The 20,297-nt window shown below is 71.4% G+C and carries 18 protein-coding genes; 6 read left to right on the forward strand and 12 right to left on the reverse strand.

From position 1 onward, the window contains the following. Position 1: 1 nt before the first annotated feature. From ACLQ23_RS20180 to ACLQ23_RS20215, 8 genes are all read right to left on the reverse strand, one after another. Positions 2-1,471: a hypothetical protein gene (locus ACLQ23_RS20180; RefSeq protein ID WP_355589138.1), complete on the reverse strand. Its 1,470-nt coding sequence runs from the start codon at positions 1,469-1,471 to the stop codon at positions 2-4. Beyond that, positions 1,468-4,671 (reverse strand): hypothetical protein, encoded by a 3,204-nt coding sequence (locus ACLQ23_RS20185; protein WP_355589137.1) that lies wholly within the window; start codon positions 4,669-4,671, stop codon positions 1,468-1,470. Before ACLQ23_RS20185 ends, ACLQ23_RS20180 begins: the two co-directional genes overlap by 4 nt. Before the next feature lie 2 nt (positions 4,672-4,673). After that, positions 4,674-4,928, reverse strand: a complete 255-nt coding sequence (locus ACLQ23_RS20190; protein WP_355589135.1) for a hypothetical protein — start codon at positions 4,926-4,928, stop codon at positions 4,674-4,676. Positions 4,929-4,984: 56 nt separating this feature from the next. Further along, entirely contained in the window at positions 4,985-5,413 is a 429-nt protein-coding gene (locus ACLQ23_RS20195; protein ID WP_334549664.1) for a hypothetical protein, read from the reverse strand. A gap of 17 nt (positions 5,414-5,430) precedes the next feature. Next, positions 5,431-6,600 (reverse strand): hypothetical protein, encoded by a 1,170-nt coding sequence (locus ACLQ23_RS20200; protein WP_355589132.1) that lies wholly within the window; start codon positions 6,598-6,600, stop codon positions 5,431-5,433. 127 nt (positions 6,601-6,727) lie between these two features. Then, positions 6,728-7,705: a hypothetical protein gene (locus ACLQ23_RS20205; protein WP_355589130.1), complete on the reverse strand. Its 978-nt coding sequence runs from the start codon at positions 7,703-7,705 to the stop codon at positions 6,728-6,730. 793 nt (positions 7,706-8,498) lie between these two features. After that, a complete protein-coding gene (locus ACLQ23_RS20210) occupies positions 8,499-8,861 on the reverse strand; it encodes a barstar family protein (protein ID WP_355589128.1) in 363 nt (120 codons plus the stop codon). A 64-nt stretch (positions 8,862-8,925) separates the two neighbouring features. Continuing rightward, positions 8,926-9,375, reverse strand: coding sequence for a ribonuclease domain-containing protein (locus ACLQ23_RS20215; protein ID WP_425880932.1), 450 nt, complete (start codon positions 9,373-9,375; stop codon positions 8,926-8,928). A 197-nt stretch (positions 9,376-9,572) separates the two neighbouring features. Here ACLQ23_RS20215 and ACLQ23_RS20220 point away from each other — a divergent pair, with 197 nt between their 5' ends. Further along, a complete protein-coding gene (locus ACLQ23_RS20220) occupies positions 9,573-10,346 on the forward strand; it encodes a hypothetical protein (protein ID WP_355589125.1) in 774 nt (257 codons plus the stop codon). Positions 10,347-10,386: 40 nt separating this feature from the next. Next, positions 10,387-11,178 carry an alpha/beta fold hydrolase gene (locus ACLQ23_RS20225; RefSeq protein ID WP_425880933.1) on the forward strand — a complete coding sequence of 264 codons (792 nt, stop codon included), beginning with the start codon at positions 10,387-10,389 and terminating at the stop codon, positions 11,176-11,178. A gap of 67 nt (positions 11,179-11,245) precedes the next feature. Here the strand turns inward: ACLQ23_RS20225 and ACLQ23_RS20230 are convergent, their stop codons facing one another. Beyond that, positions 11,246-11,815: a peroxidase gene (locus tag ACLQ23_RS20230; RefSeq protein ID WP_355589114.1), complete on the reverse strand. Its 570-nt coding sequence runs from the start codon at positions 11,813-11,815 to the stop codon at positions 11,246-11,248. Between the two features lie 206 nt (positions 11,816-12,021). Here ACLQ23_RS20230 and ACLQ23_RS20235 point away from each other — a divergent pair, with 206 nt between their 5' ends. From ACLQ23_RS20235 to ACLQ23_RS20245, 3 genes are all read left to right on the forward strand, one after another. Further along, positions 12,022-13,185, forward strand: a complete 1,164-nt coding sequence (locus tag ACLQ23_RS20235; RefSeq protein ID WP_425880934.1) for a M20 family metallopeptidase — start codon at positions 12,022-12,024, stop codon at positions 13,183-13,185. A 47-nt stretch (positions 13,186-13,232) separates the two neighbouring features. Then, positions 13,233-14,384: a carboxylate-amine ligase gene (locus ACLQ23_RS20240; RefSeq protein ID WP_355589110.1), complete on the forward strand. Its 1,152-nt coding sequence runs from the start codon at positions 13,233-13,235 to the stop codon at positions 14,382-14,384. A gap of 161 nt (positions 14,385-14,545) precedes the next feature. Continuing rightward, positions 14,546-15,145 (forward strand): nitroreductase family protein, encoded by a 600-nt coding sequence (locus tag ACLQ23_RS20245; RefSeq protein ID WP_157552942.1) that lies wholly within the window; start codon positions 14,546-14,548, stop codon positions 15,143-15,145. Here ACLQ23_RS20245 and ACLQ23_RS20250 read toward each other — a convergent pair. From ACLQ23_RS20250 to ACLQ23_RS20260, 3 genes are all read right to left on the reverse strand, one after another. Next, a complete protein-coding gene (locus ACLQ23_RS20250; RefSeq protein ID WP_355589108.1) occupies positions 15,129-16,673 on the reverse strand; it encodes an NAD(P)-binding domain-containing protein in 1,545 nt (514 codons plus the stop codon). The two genes, ACLQ23_RS20245 and ACLQ23_RS20250, sit on opposite strands and share 17 nt — an antisense overlap. Positions 16,674-16,776: 103 nt before the next feature. Next, on the reverse strand, positions 16,777-18,402 hold the full coding sequence (locus ACLQ23_RS20255) for an ABC transporter permease (RefSeq protein WP_425735196.1): 1,626 nt from the start codon (positions 18,400-18,402) through the stop codon (positions 16,777-16,779). Further along, positions 18,399-19,343 carry an ABC transporter ATP-binding protein gene (locus tag ACLQ23_RS20260; protein WP_355589104.1) on the reverse strand — a complete coding sequence of 315 codons (945 nt, stop codon included), beginning with the start codon at positions 19,341-19,343 and terminating at the stop codon, positions 18,399-18,401. The genes ACLQ23_RS20255 and ACLQ23_RS20260 overlap by 4 nt, the downstream gene beginning before the upstream one ends. Positions 19,344-19,488: 145 nt before the next feature. Between ACLQ23_RS20260 and ACLQ23_RS20265 the strand changes: the two genes are divergently transcribed. Beyond that, positions 19,489-20,274: a TetR family transcriptional regulator gene (locus ACLQ23_RS20265; protein ID WP_355589102.1), complete on the forward strand. Its 786-nt coding sequence runs from the start codon at positions 19,489-19,491 to the stop codon at positions 20,272-20,274. Positions 20,275-20,297: the final 23 nt, after the last annotated feature.

Below are 20,297 nucleotides of genomic sequence, written 5' to 3' on the forward strand. Positions count from 1 at the left end.
CTCAGCGACCTCCGGTGGGTGGCAGCGGCACCGGCGTACCGGTGCGGCTGACGGTCAGACCCAGGTCGCGCAGCGCCTGAGTGATCTCGCGGACCTCGCCGGCGGCGCTGGTGACCCGCAGTCGCAGCCGGCGCTCCGTCAGCGCCGCGCTGATCCGCGCCGGCCGGGTGGCCGCGGAGCCGCGCCTGTTGATCCGGTCGATCTCGGCGGCGGCGTCCTCCATCCGGCCGATCGCGTCGACGATCTGCCGGTTGGGGGTGAAGCCCGGATCGTCGCGTTGCAGCTGTGCGATGGCCTCGCGGAAATCTGCGGCGTCGCGGCGCAGGTTGGTGGGGAGGTTGTCGGTGAGCGCGCTGACGTCGCTGACGCTTGTCGCGCGGTGCGACTTGTCGTCGATCAGCCACACCCAGCCGTCGCGGCCGATACCGACGAGGTCGGTGCCGGCGACCTTGACGTTGGCGTCCGGCCCCTTGAGGAACGTCTTGATGCTGCTCAGTGAGAACGCCGCCGTGTATTCGCCAAGTACGCCCCGGCCGTAGGTGACCATGTCGTGGCGCAGGTAGGCGCGGAAGCCGGGGCCGTCGTCGGCGCGTCCGCCCCGCTCCCGGAAGCGCCGCCACAGGGTGGCCAGCGCCTCCGGGTTGTGCGCGGCGAGTTGCTGGGTGAGCCACACGTCGCCGCTGGCCACCACCGCCCGCAACTCCGGGTCGGCGATGCGGGCCAGGATCTCGGCCAGCCGCACCTGGTTCATCTGCAAGCCCCGCGAGCGGGCCCGGCCGAGGTCGTCGACGGCGGCACGCAGCCGGGCCATCTCGTCGGGGGTGAGCCGGCCGCCGAGCCGGGTCTCCAGGTCCGCGACGGCGGCCCGCTTACCGCTCTCGGTCTCGCTGGCCACCGCCCGCCACAGCGCCTGCGGCTCCAACTCGGCAGCGCGGCGCACGGCCGCCTGCCGGTCCGTTGGCATGGCCCGGAACGCGTCGCCCACCACGGCCGCCGGCTCGCTGTGCCGACCGCCGCCGGCCTCGAAATCCCGCAGCAACGACTCGGCGTACGCGGCGGCGTCGTCGGCGAGCCGCAGCGGCGCGTCACCCACGATCCCGTCGCGCGGTCGGCTCAGCTCGCGCATCTCCGTTCGGAGCTGGTCGAAGTACTCCCCCAACGCGGTCACCCGTGTGCCCTCGGGCAGGGGGCGGCCTTCGAGCACGTGGTCGAGGATCGCGGCGATGTTCTCCCGCAGCACGGCGATCCGCTCCAGCCTGCTCACCGCGTTGCCCAGGTGCAGGTCACCGACGTCGTCGACGATGCGGCGGATGAGGTGCTCCAGCAGCTGACGGGACCGCACCTCGCCGCCCTCGCTGTGCCCGGCCACCGTACGCATGAACCGGCGCAGACGGGGGTTCGCGTCGGCGGCGGCGTGCACCGCCGCGGAGTCCAGGAAGCGGCCGGCGCGGAACCGGCGGGGCGGGGTCACGGCCGCACCACCGGGGCGCGTGGACCGGCGGCGGACTGGGAGTCGAGCACCATGAGGAGGAACCGGGCGCCCTCCGGACCGCCGACCGCGCTGCGCAGCATCGCCTCCCGCTCCACGTACGCCAGCACCGGCTCCATGAGCTTCTGCACGACGCGTTCCAGCACCTCGTTGAGCAGGATCTCGGTGATGAACGCCTGCAACAGGTCGCGGGAGGCCGCCTCGATGACCTGCCGGGCGACCCGGCGCGCCACGTACCGGGTACCGGCCCGTACGCCTGCCCGGAGCCCGTACCGCAGGGCGACCCGGCCGCCGCGCATGGCCGCGCCGCCGATGGTGCCGACCTCCGGGATCAGGGACAGCGCCAGACCGAGGTACGCCGCGAAAAGTTCCACCTCCACCTCGGCGCGGGTGAGCACCAGCTCCGGGTCGATGAGCGCCTCGTACAGCCGCTCGCGCCGGTGGGCGTGGACCACGTCGCCCACGGCCACCGCCACCCCGACGGCGAAGCCCAGCGGTGGGCAGAGCACCGACAGTGCGATGATGCCGATGGTCAGCGCGAACGCCGACAGCGCCTGCCGGCCCAACTCGCTGCTGAACAGGTCGTCGACGCCGAGGGTGTAGTAGCTGCTGCCGCCGAAGAACTCGCCGAGCTGCTGGTGGGTGACGAGGTGGATGCCCTGTAGGGCGTACCGGCCACCCGGGATGGTGGCCGACGGGATGTGTTCGCTGATCCGGCTGGACCGGAACGCGAACCCGGCGTCTCCCCGGGCGCGGTCGAGCATCTCGTCGTTGTTGCTCCGCATGTCCTGGAGCACCCGCCACAGCTCGTCGCGAATGGCACTGCGGTCACCGGCGAAGCGGGCAAGCACGTCGGGCAGGTCGGCGATCTGCTTGACCAGCGGGTCGATGCCCTCGGCCTCGCCGCGCTGGATGACCATCGCCTGTTCGATGTCGGCGACGGTCCACAGCACCCCGTGGGAGTCCCGGATCCGGGCCACGCCGTCGCGCTCGACGATCTCGCCGGCTGCCCCGGGGCTGGTGAAGGCGGCCTCGGCGGCGAGGAACGCGCCGGAGAGCGAGTGCGCCGCCCCGAACCAGGCGGTGGACGGGTTCACCATGCTCGCGGTGGCGAGCGCCTCACCTCCGACGCTGGTGTGGGTGTGGACGCTGCGGGCCGTCTCGTGCCGGCGCAGCCGGTCCCGTAGGCCCTGCAACTCGACGTAGTCGGTGAGCTGGGAGACGATCAGCCGCTCGAAGATCGGCGCGTAGTCCGGGAAGCTGGTGATCCGGGCCTGGATACCCTGCCGGGAGCTGAGCAGCAACTGCACAAGCATTGCTTTGTTGCCGATCACGAAGATCGTCCCGACGGCGTCCTTCACGGCCGGTGTGAACGCGTACAGGAAGTGCAGGTCCCACGCTGCCGGGTGCTCGAACGCGGCGCTGCGGATCCTGGCCCAGTGCTCCGGCTTGCCGTAGACAGCCATGACACGCCGGGCGAGGTGGTCCAGCCGGGGCACCACACCGGCGAGGTGGCGCAGGAACTGGATGGCGGGCGAGGCGACCGGCCGGAAGTCCAGCGGTCCGAGCCGACCGGTGCCCTCCGGGACGGGCCGGCTGAATCCCTCCCGCTCCGCCGCGCCGACCATCACACCGATCGCGGCGGCGCGGGCGCGCAGCACCGCGGCGGCCTGGAGGCAGAACGTCGCCGGGTAGCGGCAGGGCTGGTTCATCTGGAGCCGGAACGCGATGTCGTCCATCAGCCGGCGCAGCTCGTCGGCGTCCGCGCCGAGCGCGTCGAGGTCGGGTTCGCCGTTGAGCGACCCGCACGCGGGGATCTCCGCCCGCCCGCCGGTGACAAGCGGGAATCGGCTCGCATTGGCACGGGGTGGCCCGGACGGGGCGCTCGGGTCGAAGACGAATCCGCCACGTGACGTAGCGCCGTCGCCGGTACCTCCCCCGGTCCCCGCGCCCGTGGCCGTTCCGTCGCCCGCGCCGCCGGTGCCCGTGCCGGTGCCTGTCCCCGTACTCGCGCCAGCGCCCGCGCCATTGCCATTGCCATTGCCATTGGCAGTGCCCGTGCTGGTGCCTCCGCCGGGTGGCGCCTTCGGGTCGACAGGCGTTGTCGGATGCTGCTCCACGCTGATCGGCAGCAGGTTCGCCCGCCCGGTCCAGTGCAGCGTCGAGTCGGTGGCCTCGGTACCGACAAGCAGCAGCGACGTACCACCCACCTGGACGACGATCAGGCTGGTCGGTGCCGCGCCACCCAGCGATCCGAGGATGTCGTCGACGCGGCGGTTCACCTCCACCTCGACGGCCCGCTCGATCTGCGCCGCGTACTCCTCGGCGGTGGTGGTCTCGCCCCGCGGCTGGCCGGTGCGCAGCCGGGACCGGATGTCGGCGCCGATCTCCTCGTCCACCATCGCCACCAACGCGGCGCGGTCGGACACCAGTCGACGATCGACGGTGCCCGGCTGCGGGCTGGGCGTACGCGCCTCGATCTCGAAGTGCGGCTGCGGTGTGGCCCGGAAGACCGTTTCCCCGAACCGGTCGAAGGTGAAGAACGACAGCGGGGTGGTGGTCACCATGACCAGCCACACCTGCCGTCCCTCCAGGTCGGTGACCCGGGCGATGATGCCCTGCGCGCTGCCCGACGGCAGGCCACCGTGCTGCCGGACCGCCTCGCGGGCCAGCTCGGCGAAATGACCGGCCAGGTGGGTGACAGGTCGCAGGTTCCACTCGTAGCGCACCGGCGGTGGCGCATCGCCGTCCACCGGCACCTCGGCCGCGTCACCACCGTCGTCGTAGGAGGGCACCCGGTAGACGGCCAGCATGCTGCGCAACCGCTGCGGATCGAACAGCTCGACCGCCGGCCGGCTCAGCGGCGCCGCCACACCGGCCGGCAGCCCCGGGTCCAGACGAGCGGCAGCCACCACCTCGTCCATGCGCCGACGGAGCCGGGCTTCGAAGGCACGCCGGTCCTCCGGGGCCACCCCTTCGCAGCCCGCGCCGGCCCAGCGGAACTCCGGCGCTGAGGCGCGTACCTCCAGGTAGCCGCCGCGGGGCGCGACCACCTCACGGCGGGAGCGTTCCAGAGCCCGCGCCAGGGCTGCGCCGAGCGCATCGGTCACCGCCTCCGGCCGCCCGGTCACCGAGCCGGCGTCCAGCCGGATCCGCACCGGTACGTGCACCGAGATGGCCACCGTCAGGACCGCCCGTCCAGGTGCTCGGCGAGCCGGGCCAGCGCGAGGTCGGCGAGGGCGTCGACGTCGACCGCGCCGCCGGCCGCTACCACCTCGATCTCCACCGGGAAGTGGTACGCGATGACAGCGCGATCGTCCTCGGCGACCTGCTCGGCCTCGGCCTCGCTACCGGCCGCCGGCAACACCAGCTCACCCGCGTGCACCAGGGCCAGCCCGGTACGGGTGACCCGGGCGGCACGGCCAGCACCGGTCGCCATCTGCTACCTCCGGTTGATCGTGGGCGGGCTGTCGTCGACTGTCGGTCGGTCAGGCGTCAGGGCAGCACGGACTGGTCGCCGGTCTTCGGGTCGACGGTGGCGGCCAGGCTGAAGCCGCTGAACGTCGCCGCCGGTGCGCCGGAGATCGTGGCGGTGGTCGGCGTCGCACTGGTGATCAGGCAGTCCTGCAACACGAAGGATGAGAACGCCCAGTCGTCGCCGGTGTGCTCCAGCAGCGCGATGTCGAACAGGTCGCCGTCGAGGGCCAGTTTGGTGAGCCGACCGGCGACGTCCCCGATCGCCTTGACGGTCATCGTGAAGTTCATCGACACCGGCGCGTGGATGACGCCCAGGTGGGTCACCTCGCACGAGTGCAACGCCTCGACGTTGAGCGAGAACGACGGGCTGAACGAGTCGATCGGGCTGATCAGCACCGTCTCGGTGCCCTTTGTGTACTGCACCGCGAGGCGGGTCTTCCACTCCATGGTCTGGTTCCTCCGGGTCAGAACTTGGCCACGAGCGTGACCAGCAGGCGGCTCACGGCCGGGCCGTACGTGACGGTGACGACCAGGTCGACAGTGCGGTCGGCCCGGGCGGCGGTGACGATCGAGGTGTCGGTGGCGGTACGGGCGACCTCCGGGATGCTGAGGATGTCCAGCACCGGAATCTCAATGCGGTAGTCGTCGATCACCGCCTGCCGCTTGAGGGGTCCGAGGATGCCGTCGACCTGGGTCTTCAGCAGCGTCATCCCCGGCTTGGTGATCCGCGCGTCGCCCACCAGGCCGATCAGGCCCGCGCGGAGCATGAACTCGATCTGGTCGAGGGTGCGGACCAGGTCGACGTGCAGCAGGCTCGCGTCGGTGGTGAACAGCCGCCCGTCGGCGAAGTGCAGGCTCTCTCCGCTGATCAGGGTCGGATCGATGATGGGCGTGAGGTTCGCCTCGGACAGGCCCTTGATCTCGGCTGGGCTGTACTGCTTGGCCACCGGGATGGCCACGCCACGGATCTTCTTCAGCACGATGCTGTGGTGCACCGGCAGCCCGGCCACTGCCGCCATCGCGGCGGTGGCCGCGTCCCCGTCCGCGCCCCGGGCCGCGATCATCACCATCCGGCTGGTGCTGCTCTTGAGCGGGTTCGCGGCCGTGGTGATGTCGGCGACGTAGGTGGGCACCTTCTCGGTCGCCGGGTTGACCATGGCGAAACCGATCCGCCGCTGGCCGGCCGCGGACATCGTCTCCACGTGCGCCTTGAGGGCGTGCAGGCCGGTGGGCGCCCCTGCACCGGCCGGGTTGCCGACACTCGTCTCGTTGGCCAGCGACACCATCGTCACGTCGTCGGCGGCCTCCAGCGCGCCGAGGGCTGCGGCGTAGTCGTCGCCGGACACCTTGACCCCGTACACCTTGGCCGGGCGCGGATCCTGGAGGAACGCCAACTCCAGCGAGTTGTAGAGGGCGTTGCGGACGACGTTGCCGGTCTGCCGGCGGGCGAAGTTGGTGACCGCGTCGTCGAGGGTCTCGATCCGGACCGGCGTGTTCGCCGGCGCCGAGCCACCGTCGGCGGTGGACGGCGCCTTGCCGACCACGGCGATGACACCCGGTGAGCGCTGGGCCAGTGGCGCCGGTGGCGGCACGATCCGGACCTCGATGAACGGGAATGCTGCTGTCGGTGCCACGGGTCCTCCCGGACGGAGTTGCTGCTGTGGTCGGTAGGCGGCCTCGGCCGCTGTGGTCGATGGGCGGCTCCTGGCCGCCGTGGTCGGTGCGCGGCTTCCGGGCCGCCGTGGTCGGTGCGCGGGCGTCTCAGGTCGTCACGGCGGCGAGCCCGATGCCGCTGCGGGCCAGCCACTGGCCGGCGCGGGCGAACCGGGCGGCGCGCTTCTGCGCGTCGGTGCCGGTGTCGCCGCCGGGCCAGCCGTCGTCGTCGAACGTCTCGATGGGCACCACCCAGACGGCGACCACCCGGTGCCGGCGTCGGACGTCATCCGGTGCCGGCACGTCCAGCCCCAACTCCTCGGCGCGGGCCCGCACGAGCCGGGTTTCGACGAGCAGGTCGGCAAGGGAGAAACCCCTGTCGCGGATCAGTACGGCGGCGGCGAACGGCAGGTGCCGCGGGGTGGGCGGAGCGGCCGGCGGGGCCGCGTACCGCAGCTTCACCGTGGCACCGGCGACCTGCCCGCGCATCCGTGTCACCAGGTCGCCGGCCGTCGCGGCCCCCACACCGGCGAGCAGTCGGTCGAGGTGCGCGTCGGTGAACGCGGCCGGCTGGTGCAGGCCGTCCCGCAGCCGGGCCACCAGCCGGGTACGACGCTCGGTCTCCAGCACCGCCGGGTCGGTTGGCAGCGCGCCCAGGTCGGCGACGATCTGCGGGTCGACGTCGAAGGCGGGCACCGCCACGTCGAGGTCCTCGACCCGGTCCCGGGCCACACTGGTACGTACCACCAGGCTGCCCCGCCACAGCGCGTCGATGCGCAGCGCCGACCCGCCGAGGCCGTGCAGCCGGACCCGCAGCTCGGTACGCGCGGTGCCGCCGGAGCCCAGCCACTCCCCCTCGGCCAGGGTCACCGGAGCGGCGGCGAAACCGAGCGTCAGCTCGTCGAACACCGCCGAGTACGGAGGCGCGACAGGCATCGCCTCCGTGTCGTACCCGGCCTCGACCAGGTGGGCAAGCGACTCGTCGTCGAAGACGGCGGCGCGGGTGCCCGGATCGGCCAACCGCACAAGCACCCCGTCGACGAAGTCCACCGCACCGTTCTCCCCACTGCCCGTGCCAGGGCGCACCGCCCGGCTCGGCACGACAATCGCGAAGCGGACGTCACCCGACCGTCACCGCCACCGTCACCGCACACGCGGGCGGCCCCGAGTGTCGGGAACTGAGCATCCGCACAGCGACTGCCGGCTCGCCCCGGCCACCGGCCACCGGCCACCGCAGCGCCGCACGTCAGCAGCGCAGCACCGGTCGACACGTCGCACAAGAACGCAGCACCGGTCGTCGCACTGCACTACCAACGCAGTGCCGGTCGTCGCACCGCACTACCAACGCAGTGCCGGTCGTCGCACCGCACTACCAAACGCGACGCCGGTCACCGCGGCGTGCCGAACCACGCGACGTGCCGAACCGACCGACACGGCGTGCCCAACCACGCGGCGTGCCTACGGACCGACGCGGCGTGCTGGTCAACGCGCTGGGGCCGAGGTCGCTGTTGAGCTTGATACCACACAGTCATCTTGATGCCCCAGAGTCATCAAGCTCACCGGAGCATGTGCACCTAGCACCCTCACGCTCCGTGGGGCGACGCACGCCCCGTCCGAACCCGGGAGGACCGCTGGTCGCGGAATCCCCGGTGGCGCACGCCAGGCGGCGATGACGCGAATCTGGTCAGCCGATCGGCATCGGGCGACATCGCAGTGGGTCGACATGGCAGTGGGTCGACATGGCAGTGGGTCGAGGCGACACTGCGGTCATCGGTGCGACAACCTGCACGTAGCCGCGGGGCGCGTGCGCGGGACCTCTCCGTTCGCGGCGGCACGGGATCCTGGGTCGACTCGTGGTCCGCGCTGACAGCGGCAGCGTTCAGGAGGGCGAGGCGTGGCGCAGGAAGACGCGTAGCGGGTGCGCGGCGGTGGCGGCCAGGTTGCCCAGCACGGAGAGCAGGAGGGCGTACTGACCGGCGGGCTCGTCGGCGAGCAGTTGGTCGGCGTCATCGACGATCAGTGTGAGCGGGCCGGCGTCCAGCCGGTCCCGCAGCACGTCGGCGAGGGCGTCCCAGGTGCTTCCCAGGTGCGCCGGCAGGGCCAGCGCCGCGGCCAGGGCGGCGAAGAGCGCCGGTCGGGTCCGGCTCGCCGCGCCGGCCAGCACCGAAGCTCCGGGCACGGTCGGCGTCCCCGTCCGGCACACGGTCAGCCACTCGGGCGGGCCACCGTTCTGGTCGACCATCGCGTACCCCCTGAGCTGGCTCGACCACCGGTGCCGGCCGGTGGGCGGCCGGCACCGGCGTTGGTCAGAGCCGGTAGAAGTCGGTGTAGTGGTTCGGCGAGAACCAGGTGACGCCGGTGCTGCGGTTCACGACGATCCGGTACGCGTCGCGGGCGGCGCCCTGGGTGCGCGGGTAGACGTCGTACTCGTGGTAGGTGGCGTTCTTGGGCAGTTGGCCATCGTAGTTGTAGAACTGGCCGCCGGCGAAGTTCGATTTGCCGCCGCTCCAGGAATACCAGCCGCGACTGGTCGGGAAACCCTTGGCCGACCAGCCCGAACGGGCGGCGCGGGCATCCGCGCAGCGGCTCATGGTGCAGGAGCTGTAGACCGCTGCCGAGGCGGAGTCGACCATCCGGGGGGCCACCACGGACGGGCCGACAAGCGCGGCGGCGACCATGGCGAGGAGAAGGGCGAGGGTGGTGGTACGCCGGCGGATCGCGCCGAGCGTGGCCGGCGGGGACACGAGGGTGGACACAGGCTGCCTCCAGACCATCCGATGCATCGATCCGCGTCACTGTCGGATCGGAATCAGTCTCACCGCTGACAGCTCGCGGCGATACCCCTTCGTGCCTCAACGCCTCCACAATGCTCGGTGAACTCCGGGCGTGGCTACGGGCATATCGGTCACGGGTTGTTAGCGTGAAATGCGGATCCGTGACCATAAGGGGTGCCATGACGGACGCTCCCGACGGGAGGCCGCGGCCTGCGGACCAGTGGCGGCAGCGCGGCATCCGTGGGCTGACCATCACGCGGAACGTGAGCGTCGGCGCGTGGCGCTGGTGGGCGCGGAGCTGGGACCGGCTGGTCGCCGCGCTCCAGGACGAGGCACCCGTCGGTGCCGGAGCCGGACCGTCGCCGTCCGGCCCGCTCGTCGAACAGCGCGACGCGCCCCGGCTGATTCCGGTTCCCGCGCGCGGCTACGTGTACTCGTTCTACATCCGCGCCACGTTCGCCTGGTCTTCGCCGGCGAGTCTGCGGGCCGAGGTGCTGAGTTGGTACGTGCAGTATTTCCAGCCCAACGCCGTCCAGCGGTTGACCCGGCTCGCCTCCGACGCCGCCCGAGACCTACCACCGCACCGGGCAGCGGACCTGGAGGTGGCGTTGCAGCGGGCGCTCGCCGAAGATCCGGAGTGGTCCTACCGGCGTGGCGACGTCCTCATCACCTGCCGACCCGACGCCGCAGTACGCCTCGACGAGCGGATCATGCCGGCACTCCAACCGCACGTCGACCGGATGGTGAAGCTGGAGTACCAGTTCGACGAGCAGCTCCGCAAAGCGACGTACGCCGAGGAGTTGAGTCGCAGGTGGGTGACGATCCTGAGCGAGAACCCCGACAGGGACACCGACGACGAGATGGCCGAGGCCCGCCAGAGCATGCTCGCCGCGCAGAAGGAGGCCGCCCGCTGGATCAACGAACTCGTTTACCGACGAGACACCAAGGGCTGATCAGCCGGACACCCATCGTTGAGGGGTAACGTCAGTGGCGATGACGAAGCCAACGACCAGCAGGACTGCGACGTCCAGGGACGGCACCTCGATCGCCTACGAGCAGGCCGGCAGCGGGCCCGCCCTCATTCTTGTGGACGCCGCCGGGCACTACCGCGGGCTCAGCTCGTTCGGCGGGCTGATCGACCTGCTCGCTACCAACTTCACCGTCTACCACTACGACCGCCGCGGCCGGGGAGACAGCACAGACACCCAGCCGTACGCCGTCGAGCGCGAGGTCGACGACCTCGCCGCGCTCATCGACGACGCCGGCGGCGAGGCATTCCTCTATGGTTTCTCGTCTGGCGGCCTGGTCGCCCTGCACGCCGCCGCGAGCGGACTCGCGATTCCCAAGCTGGCGCTTCTCGAGCCGCCGATCGAGGCCACCGAGGACAGATCGGCGCAGGCAGCCTTCACCGCCGAACTCGCTGGACTGATAGCGGCAGAGCAGCGTGCGGCTGCGGTGGAGCACTTCCTGACCGGCGTCGGCGTGCCCGACGAGGTCATCGCCGGGATGCGCGGGAGTCAGTCCTGGTCCGCGATGGAGGCGGTCGCGCACACCCTCGTCTACGACTGCATGGTCAGCGAGGCCACCTCGCTCCATCTCCTGGCGTCGGTGAGCGTGCCGACTCTCGTCCTGGGCAGCGAAGCGAGCGGCGACGACCTCACCGGCATGACCGCCACCATTGCGAAGGCGATGCCCAACAGTTTTCACCGAAGCCTGCCCGGTGAATGGCACGGGGTCCCCGCCGACGTCCTCGCGCCGGCGTTGACCGAGTTCTTCGAACGCTGAGCATCCTCCGACCCTGCCGCGAAGCGCTACACAGCATCGTTGATCCGGGCCACTCGTCGGCCTGGCTCTAGCCGCCGAAGCTCAACGCCCGCCGTAGGTCTTCGTCGAGGCTGTCGTTGTACTGCGGGTCGGGTTCTGCCCCGGCGGCGCTGAGGACGGTGCTGAAGAAGCATCTGGCACCAACGGCGAGGATCACGCGGAAGATCTCCGTGTCATCGAGGCCGTGATCGCGTAGGACAGCGATGTCTGCCGCGCCGACGGAGTTCGCATCGGTCGCGACCTTCCCGGCGAACGTGACGACTGCGACCTCCTGCGCGGAGAGGTCGGCGCTGCCGTGCTCCGTCGCGATGGCGGCGACAGTCGATGCGTCGAAGAGCTTGTCCCGCATGAGCTTCCCGTGCGCCAGTCCGCAGTAGGAGGACTTCAGGGCCCGTGCCGCGGCGAGGGTCGCCAACTCGTAGCGGCGCAGCTCCATCTCGGCCTTCACCGCACCGTTGAGCTGCTGCCAGGCCAGGTACACGGCCGGGCTGTGGGCGAACAACCTCGTGTAGTTGGGCAGGTAGCCCATCGCCCTCGTGTCGGCATCGAAGATCCGCTCGGTGTCCGGCGACTGCTCGGCCTGTTGCAGGTGGCTCATTCCTGCCCCTCCCTACGCTCGACCGCGAACGGTACGCCCCTGCGGCCCCGGACGCTGTCGGGAAAGTGGCGGACGCGGTGTCCGACAGACGTGGTCGCCAGACGCCGTTCAGCTGAGCAAAGACAAGGGTGACCGCACCCCGGGCCTCCTGCGATTGTCGATGGGCACGCCCGGCCAGGCCGCCGGTCGTGCGGTTGGAGGGAACGATGGAGCACCCACTCCGTCTGCTTGACACCGCCGAGAAGCTCCGAACCGACATGGTCGACAGACTGGACGCGCTCGTCTCGTGCGAGTCGCCGCCAGGCTCGATGCCCCAACTGGGATCCTGCGCCGACCTGCTCGCCCGCTGGGGCGAGGAGGTGCTCGGCCGACCCGCCCGCCGGGTCGTCGTCGATGGTCTGCCGCACCTGCTGTGGCCGGCCGTCGACCAGCGTGTGCTGCTCCTGGGTCATTTCGACACGGTCTTTCCGGCCGGCACGGTCCGGTCGAGGCCGTTCACCGTACGCGGGGACGTCGCGACGGGACCTGGTGTGTGTGACATGAAGGCCGGGATCGTGCAGATGTTCACGGCGCTGCACCTGCTTGAGGACACCTCGGCTGTCGGTGTGCTGCTCACCTGTGACGAGGAGAGCGGCTCCGTCACATCGAGACCGTTGATCGAGCGTGAGGCTCGGCGCTCGGGTGCCGTCCTCGTCTGCGAGGCGGCCACCCCGGAGGGGCACGTGAAGGTGGCTCGCAAGGGCGGGTCGGTGTACCGGCTCACCGTCTCGGGTCGCGCCGCGCACGCCGGCGTCGAGCCGCAGCGCGGGGTCAACGCAACTGTCGAGGTCGCCCACCAGGTTCTCACGTTGAGGTCGCTCGGCGCGGCGGACAGCGGCGGCACCTCGGTCACGCCGACGCTGCTGTCGGCGGGCACGACGACCAACACGGTGCCCGAGCGTGCCAGCCTGGCCGTCGACGTGCGAGCCTGGACCGCTGACGAACTCGAGCGCGTCGATCATGCGATCCGTGGGTTGGTGCCGTTCCTGCCCGAGGCGACGCTTGCGGTGCAGGGCGGGATCAACAGGTACCCCATGTCGCCCGAGCTCGCGCGGCCGCTTCTGGAGCTGGCTCAGTCGATCGCGGGTCAGCTCGGCATTCCGCGGCTGGTTGGCGCGTCCGCCGCCGGCGCGTCCGACGGCAACTTCACCGCCGCGCTGGGCGTGCCGACACTGGACGGCCTGGGCGCGGTGGGAGGCGGTGCGCACGCCGCCGACGAGTACGTCTGCCTCGACCGGATGCCCGAGCGGACGGCGCTCCTGGCCGGGCTCGTCGACACACTGTCCACGTTGGAGCGTTTCGGATCGCAACCCATCGATGACATCCAGTAACCTCCTCAACGCCGGCGAACGTCCGGCAGCGAGGGGTCGGCGTCGGTATGACTACGCAACAGCGCTCTGCATCGTCGGTTCCCCTGCTCGGCGTCGAGGAGGAGTTCCTCGTCGTCGACGCCGCGCGGGGTGCGGTAGTGCCGGAGGCGGCGACTGTGGTCGACAGGGCGCGCCCGGCGCTCGGTGCCCGGGTCGGTGGTGAGATCACCAAGTTCCAGGTGGAGACCCGCACCGACCCGTGCCGCAGCGTGGACGATCTCCGCGCGCAGTTGGTCGAGGGTCGCGCCGCCGTCCAGGCGGCGGCCCGGTCGGCGGGTCTGCGGGTGATCGCCAGCGGCTCACCGGTGCTCGGGTGTGCCGTACCGCCGCCCATCACCGAGGGACCCCGCCAGGACCGGGGCACCGCAACCTTCCGTGGGCTGCACGACGAACTGGCGATCTGCGCCGTCCACGTCCACGTGGAGGAGCCCGACCGGGACCGCGCCGTGCTGATCGGCAACCATCTGCGCCAGCACCTGCCGGTGTTCGTCGCCCTCACCGCCAACTCGCCCTACTGGGCCGAGCGCGACACCGGGTACGCGAGTTGGCGCACCGTCACGTGGGGGCGCTGGCCGGTGGCCGGTCCGCCGCCGTTCCTGCGGTCGGCGCGGCAGTACGACGACCACGTGGCGATGCTCCTGGATGCGGGCGCCCTTGTCGACCACGGCACGATCTTCTGGGACCTCCGCCTGTCGATCAACCACCCGACCCTCGAGGTACGGGTGGCCGACGTACCCCTGACCGCCGTGGAGTCGGCGGCGCTGGCGGCCCTGGTGCGGGCTCTGGCGGTCGTCGCCGGGGAGGCCGTCGACGCCGGTGACGAGGGGCCGCAGCCGACCGCTGAGCTGATGCGGCTCGCGTACTGGCGGGCGGCCCGCGACGGGATGGGCGGGCACGGCGTCGACGTGATCACGGGCCGGCTGCTGCCCGCGGCGGCTCTCGCCAAGCGGCTTGTGGCGCTGGCCCGGCCGGCGCTTGACGCCGCGGGCGACCGGGATCCTGTGGAGTCCTGGCTGGGGTGGCTCGCCGCGAACGGCGACGGGGCCACCCGGCAGCGGGCCGCCGCGGCGCGACGTGGGCGTCTGACCGATGTGGTCGACGAGATCACCGCCCGGACGGCGTCCGACCGGCCCAGATACGAAGAAAGCACAACGGCGTAACGACAAGCCGCCCGACCCCGGAAATGCTTGAGGAACCGGATGTCGCGGCAGGCGTTCCCTCCCGTGGAGACCGGTGCACCGGATCAGGGAGGTCCCAGGTGAATGACGCAGATCTTCTGTCCACTGTCGCCATCCAGCACGACCGGAGGCCCCCGGCGGACATGGTGCGCGACGCCGAGGCGTTCGCCGAACGGATGGCGTTACGCCGTTCCGTGCGTGACTTCGCCGGCGACCCGATTCCCGACGGGGTGATCGAGGCCGCCATCCGGGCCGCGTCGACAGCGCCCAGTGGTGCGAACGTGCAGCCGTGGCGGTTCGTGGTGCTTACCGACCCGGCACGCAAACGCCGGCTGCGCGAGGCGGCGGAGGCCGAGGAACGCGCCTTCTACGACCGCCGCGCCTCGGCGGAGTGGCTGGGTGCGATCGCCAGGCTCGGCACCGACTGGCGGAAGCCGTTCCTGGAGACCGCACCCGCCGTCATCGTCGTCTTCGAGGTGCACCAGGGGCCGAACAGCCCGAAGCCCTACTACGTCAAGGAGTCCGTGGGCATCGCCGTCGGCCTGCTGATCACCGCGCTGCACCACGCCGGCCTGGTCACCCTGACCCACACGCCCAGTCCGATGCGGTTCCTCAACGAGGTGTGCGAGCGCCCACCGGAGGAGCGCCCGTACGTGGTGATGCCCGTCGGGTATCCCGCCCCGGACGCCCAGGTGCCCGACCTCACCCGCAAACCTCTCGACGAGGTCATGATCCGCTGGTGAGGTCAGTGGTCAGGAATTCGACAAGGGGGTCGACGTGGCGGTCCGGGCGTCGCCACTCGGCCAGCAGGTCCTCAAGCAGGTGCTGCTCGGCGACGAGTTCCGCGCCGCGGTAACGGCGGATCACCGGGTGGATGAAGGCGCTCTCCCTCGCCCGGTCGGGGGTCGGGTGCCTGTCGATGGCGAAGACGTCGCCGTAGTCGTCGCGGCCCCACCGCAGCGCGAGCGTGTACCACTGCGTGGCGGCCCCGAAGCGCTCCACCGCGTAGTCCTCCGGCAGGTCCTCGTAGTGGTGGAAGTCGCCTGTGGCGTCGTCGCGGACGAAGACGTCGCAGAGGTATTCGAACTGGGTCCACAACGCCGAGGACCAGTTGACCCGGTCGAGCATGAGTTTGGTGAGCGACGCGGGGTCGGCCGGTGTCGTCGCGTACGGCAGCGGCACGCCGTCGTAGCGCTCCCGCAGCATCCGCGTGAACGTGCGCAGGTTGTACCGGAAGCCGTCGATGAAGGGCGACGAGGCGTGTTTGACGTCCCGGTCCTGGGCGATGGTGCCGGCGAAGTACAGGTCGTCGATGTTGCTCGACTGCCAGTCGGGGCGCAGGCCGGGCATGCGGCCGTCGCGCACCATGTCGGGGCGGACCGTCTCGTCGAACATGGCGGTGTTCATCCGGAAGCCCGTGCACCGCAGCACCGTGTGGTAGTCGAGGACGGCGGTCTCCCCCTGGGCGTGGGTGTACGTGATGGACACCTGGTACCGCCCGTCGACGGGACGGATCTCGTCGATCGTGCAGTCCAGCACCGAGTGCAGCGTCTTGAACTGGTAGCTGTCCAGGATCGCGCCGTACTGGCCTCGGACGTCGCCGGGGTGTTTGGTGTTCCATGCCAGTCGCAACGGTTGCCGGCTGGCCAGGTGCACCATCGACGCCCGCCCGAGGATCGCCGACGCCGTCTCGAACGCGGAATTGCCCTTGCCGATGATCAGGACCCGTTGACCGTCGTACGCCGTGGGGTCGACGACCATGTCCTCGTACCCGATGGCGTGTTCGATGCCCTTGATCGCGGGCACGAACGGCTGGCCCCAGCCGGTGGCCACGACCAGGCAGCGAGCCCGCACCTCACCCTGGTCGGTGCGCACCGTGAAGCCGTCGTCGGTCCGCGTGATCCGCTCGACAGTCGTGCCGTAGCGGACGTTGAGCTTGTGGACACGTTGGAACTCGGCGAGGTAGCGCACCAGGTCGTCGGCCGCCGGCAGGTACTCCTCGCTGAACTTCGGGAACAGCAGGTCCGGGTCGTCGTTGAGCAGTGAGTTCCAGTCCCAGCGGAGGCGGATCTCGGGATCGGTGCTGTCGGTGTGCACCTTGTTGAGCGAGATGAGCCGGCGGTGGCGCGGAAACCGCCTGAAGAACCCGCCCGGCGCGTCGCCGCTTTCGAACGTCAGGTAGTCGGCGCCCTGCTGCTGGAGGTAGTAGCTCAGTTGGAGGCCGGCAGGCCCGGCCCCGACGATGACGTACCTGTGTTCGCTGCTGACCATCCTGCGACCCTTCGACGGAGAAAACGGGTCCATCGACCATGGGATGCAAAGCGTTACGTGTCAATACCACTGCGTGGAGATCGGTGGGCCGCGGCAACGCCGGTCAGCTCGGGACGTCCCGCCGGCGGAAGCCGGCCATGCCCGCCGTGAGCAGCAACGCGGCCACCGCTGTCAGCACCACGAGCGGCAGCGCCACCGGGTCGACAGCGGGCACGGAAGGCACATGGGTGTACGGCGACACGTCGAGCGCCGCCTGCGGCAACTCCAGGACCGCGCCGAGCTGACCGAGCAGCAGGAAGACCAGCAGCACCGCCCAGGACAGCGCCACCGACCGGCGGGGCAGCAGACCGAACAGCGCTGTCACCACCCCGGCGACCACCAGGAGGGCGGGCAGCCGCAGCAGCGCGGCGCCAGCCAGCTCGACGGCCGAGCCGAGCGGATCGCCGGTGACCAGGCCGTAGCCGAGGCCGGTGGTCAGGCCGGCGAGCAGCAGCAACGCGACAGCGCCGAGCACTGCGGCGAGCACCTGGGTGCCCAGCCAGCGGGTACGACCGACGGCGGTGGCCAGCGCGGCCTCCAGTGTCCCGTCGGTCTCGTCGCCGCGTACGCGCAACAGGGCCTGCACGACGTACGCGCCGATGGTCAGCGCGAACAGCCCCAGCATCGCGGCCAGGTACGCGTCGAGGAGGTTGTCGCCGCCGCCCATCGCGTTTATCGCCTCGGCGGCGGCCGGGTTCGCGTCGATCATCGCGTTGAACTCGTCGGCGGCGACGCCCATCGACAGGCCGAGGACCGCCACTCCGACCGCCCAGCCCAGCAGGGTCCCGCGTTGCGTACGCCAGGCCAGACCGGCGGGGCTGAGCAGCCCGGCCGCGCCGGTGGCCGGGCCGCGCCGGGGTGCGACGAGGCCGGCGCCCAGGTCACGTCGCTCCGCGAGGGCGTACGCGAGCGCCACCCCGGCGACCAGCAGCAGAACGGGCAGGGCGAGCACCCACCAGCGCTCGTCGCCGAAGGCGCGCACCTGGTTGCCCCAACCGAGCGGGGAGAGCCAGGACGGCCAGGCGCTGCGTACCCGGGTGCCGTCGGCGCTCTGCTCGCCGAGGACGTCACCGGCGGCGCGCAGCACGAAGGAGAGCCCGACGACTGCGGCGGCGAGCGCGTTGGCGCCTCGGGCGGTCACCGAGAGCTGCGCGGTGACAGCGGCGACGGCAGTGAAGGCGACGCCGACGCCACCGATCGCGCCGGCCGCGGCCACCGAACCGGCAAGTGGCAGGCCGGCGCCGGCCAGCGCGAGCAGGAGCAGCGCAGCGGCCAGCACGTTCGCCGTGACGACGACCGCCAGCGCGGCGGTGAGCGGCGCGTACCTGCCGACGACTGACGCGCCGAGCAGCTCGGCCCGGCCGGTCTCCTCGTCCTGGCGCGTGTGCCGGACCACGGCGAAGGTGCTCAGCAGCGCGACGATCAGGGCCAGCGTCACGTACGTCTCGGCGACCACCACGGCGCCGAGGTCGGTGCCGGCGATCGGCCCGTTGAAGGCGCGGGCGACGAGGCTGGACGCCGATGTGGTGGCGTAGCCCTGGCGGGCTGCCTCGTCGGGGTAGATGTCGGCGACGCTGCCGGCGAGCGCGTAGCCGAGCAGCGGCGTGCCGAGGACCCAGATGGCGAGGCGGATCCGGTCGCGGCGCAACACCAGCCGGGCCAGCCGGGGCGTACCGGTGAGGGCGCTCACCGCGCACCGGCCCCTGGGGCGTCGGCGGCGGGGACGTCGGCGGCGTGGCCGTTAGCGGCGGGGTCGTCGCCGTAGTGACGCAGGAAGAGTTGTTCCAGTGTGGGCGGTGTGCTTGTCAGCGCCCGGACACCGAAGTGGACGAGCCGGCCGAGCAGCTCGTCCAGGTGCGCCGGCTCGACCTCCAGGTGGGTACGACCGTCGACCTCGTGCACGTCGTGCACGCCGGGCAGCTCGGCCAGGCCGGTCGCCGGGCGGGCCGTCTCGACAGTCACTGCCGTACGGGTGAGGTGGCGCAGCTCGGTGAGAGTGCCGGACTCGACGGTCCGGCCCTCGCGGATGATGCTGACCCGGTCGCAGAGGGCCTCGACCTCGGCGAGCACGTGGCTGGAGAGCAGCACTGTCGCGCCGGCCCGCTTGATCCGCCGGACCTCGTCCTGGAACACCGCCTCCATGAGGGGGTCGAGGCCGGAGGTCGGCTCGTCGAGCACGTACAGCTCCACGTTCGACGCGAACGCGGCGACGATGGCGACCTTCTGCCGGTTGCCCTTGGAGTAGGTGCGGCACCTGCGGGTGGGGTCCAGGTCGAAACGCTGCAGCAGCTCGTCGCGGCGGTGCTTGTCGAGGCCGCCGCGCAGCTCACCGAGCAGGTCGATCGCCTCTCCCCCGGTGAGGTTGGGCCAGAGGTTGACGTCGCCGGGCACGTACGCCAGCCGGCGGTGCAGGCGGACGGCATCGCGCCACGGGTCGGCGTCGAGCACCAGCGCCTCGCCGGAGTCGCGACGCAGCAGGCCGAGCAGGATCCGGATGGCTGTCGACTTGCCGGCGCCGTTGGGGCCGAGGAAGCCGTGCACCTCCCCCCGCTCGACCTGAAGGTCGAGCCCGTCGAGTGCCCGGATGGCACCGAACGTCTTGACCAGGTTGCCGATCGAGATGACGGGCATCGCCCCTCCTGCCGTTGGCTGCGTCGATCACCCTCACTGTACTGACCGACGGTCAGACGAATCAACGGTGACCACGGACACGAACGAGCGCGACCGCCACTCGGTGTCGGCGAGCGACCCGGAGGCGCTCATCTAGGCTGGCGCAATGACCGCCGATCCCGCGGACGACACCCGTACCCGGATCCTGCGTGCCGCGCTCGACCTCTTCGCCGAACACGGCTACCAGCGCACCTCCCTGCGCCAGATCGGCGAACGGCTGCGGCTGACAAAGGCCGCCGTCCTATACCACTTCCCGGCCAAGGAGCACCTGCTCGGCGCCCTTGTCGAACCGTTGGTGGCCGATCTGGAGGCACTGCTCGACTCCGCGCAGGGGCAGCCGACCGAGCAGGCACGGTGGACGGTGCTGGAGGGCTGGGTCGACATCATGCTCGCCCACCGCCGGCCGCTCGGCATGCTCTTCCACGACATCGCGCTCGTCGGCCGGGGCGACACGTACCACCGTCTCATGACGATCGCGATGCGTGCCAACGACGTCATCGCGGGGCCGGACGGCGGTCGCCGGGACCGGGTCCGGGCGGTCCAGGCGGTGGCCACGTGCAGCGATCCGGTCGTCTTCTTCACCGACGTGCCCGACGAGGTGCTGCGGGCCGACATGCTCGACGGCGTACGCCGACTGCTGACCCCGGACGCCGCACCCCCACCTCGACGGGACCTGGCCACGGCGGGCGCTGCCGTGGGGTCGCCGGCCCCGCAGTCGGGCGCTGGTCGGCGCCGGCCGGGGCGGCCCCCGGCGCTGGCCCGGGAGCAGGTCGAGGCGGCGCGGCGGATGCACGCGGCGGGCACCCACTCGGTGGACGCGATCGCCGCGACGCTGGGGGTCTCGCGGGCCACCGTCTACCGGCACCTAACCGACAATAATGAGACGGTTTAGCGACGGTTTCGAGATCGTTGTGA

This window comes from Micromonospora sp. DT41 (assembly GCF_049841715.1).
Classification (GTDB): Bacteria; Actinomycetota; Actinomycetes; order Mycobacteriales; family Micromonosporaceae; genus Micromonospora; species Micromonospora profundi.

Excerpts from the sequence above, each read along its gene's own strand:
- ACLQ23_RS20235 (WP_425880934.1), top strand. The coding sequence starts at position 12,022 with ATGGAGCACCCACTCCGTCTGCTTGACACCGCCGAGAAGCTCCGAACC.
- ACLQ23_RS20220 (WP_355589125.1), top strand. The coding sequence starts at position 9,573 with ATGACGGACGCTCCCGACGGGAGGCCGCGGCCTGCGGACCAGTGGCGG.
- ACLQ23_RS20245 (WP_157552942.1), top strand. The coding sequence starts at position 14,546 with ATGGTGCGCGACGCCGAGGCGTTCGCCGAACGGATGGCGTTACGCCGT.
- ACLQ23_RS20210 (WP_355589128.1), bottom strand. The coding sequence starts at position 8,861 with ATGGTCGACCAGAACGGTGGCCCGCCCGAGTGGCTGACCGTGTGCCGG.
- ACLQ23_RS20240 (WP_355589110.1), top strand. The coding sequence starts at position 13,233 with ATGACTACGCAACAGCGCTCTGCATCGTCGGTTCCCCTGCTCGGCGTC.
- ACLQ23_RS20190 (WP_355589135.1), bottom strand. The coding sequence starts at position 4,928 with ATGGCGACCGGTGCTGGCCGTGCCGCCCGGGTCACCCGTACCGGGCTG.
- ACLQ23_RS20260 (WP_355589104.1), bottom strand. The coding sequence starts at position 19,343 with ATGCCCGTCATCTCGATCGGCAACCTGGTCAAGACGTTCGGTGCCATC.
- ACLQ23_RS20230 (WP_355589114.1), bottom strand. The coding sequence starts at position 11,815 with ATGAGCCACCTGCAACAGGCCGAGCAGTCGCCGGACACCGAGCGGATC.
- ACLQ23_RS20265 (WP_355589102.1), top strand. The coding sequence starts at position 19,489 with ATGACCGCCGATCCCGCGGACGACACCCGTACCCGGATCCTGCGTGCC.
- ACLQ23_RS20195 (WP_334549664.1), bottom strand. The coding sequence starts at position 5,413 with ATGGAGTGGAAGACCCGCCTCGCGGTGCAGTACACAAAGGGCACCGAG.
- ACLQ23_RS20225 (WP_425880933.1), top strand. The coding sequence starts at position 10,387 with ATGACGAAGCCAACGACCAGCAGGACTGCGACGTCCAGGGACGGCACC.
- ACLQ23_RS20250 (WP_355589108.1), bottom strand. The coding sequence starts at position 16,673 with ATGGTCAGCAGCGAACACAGGTACGTCATCGTCGGGGCCGGGCCTGCC.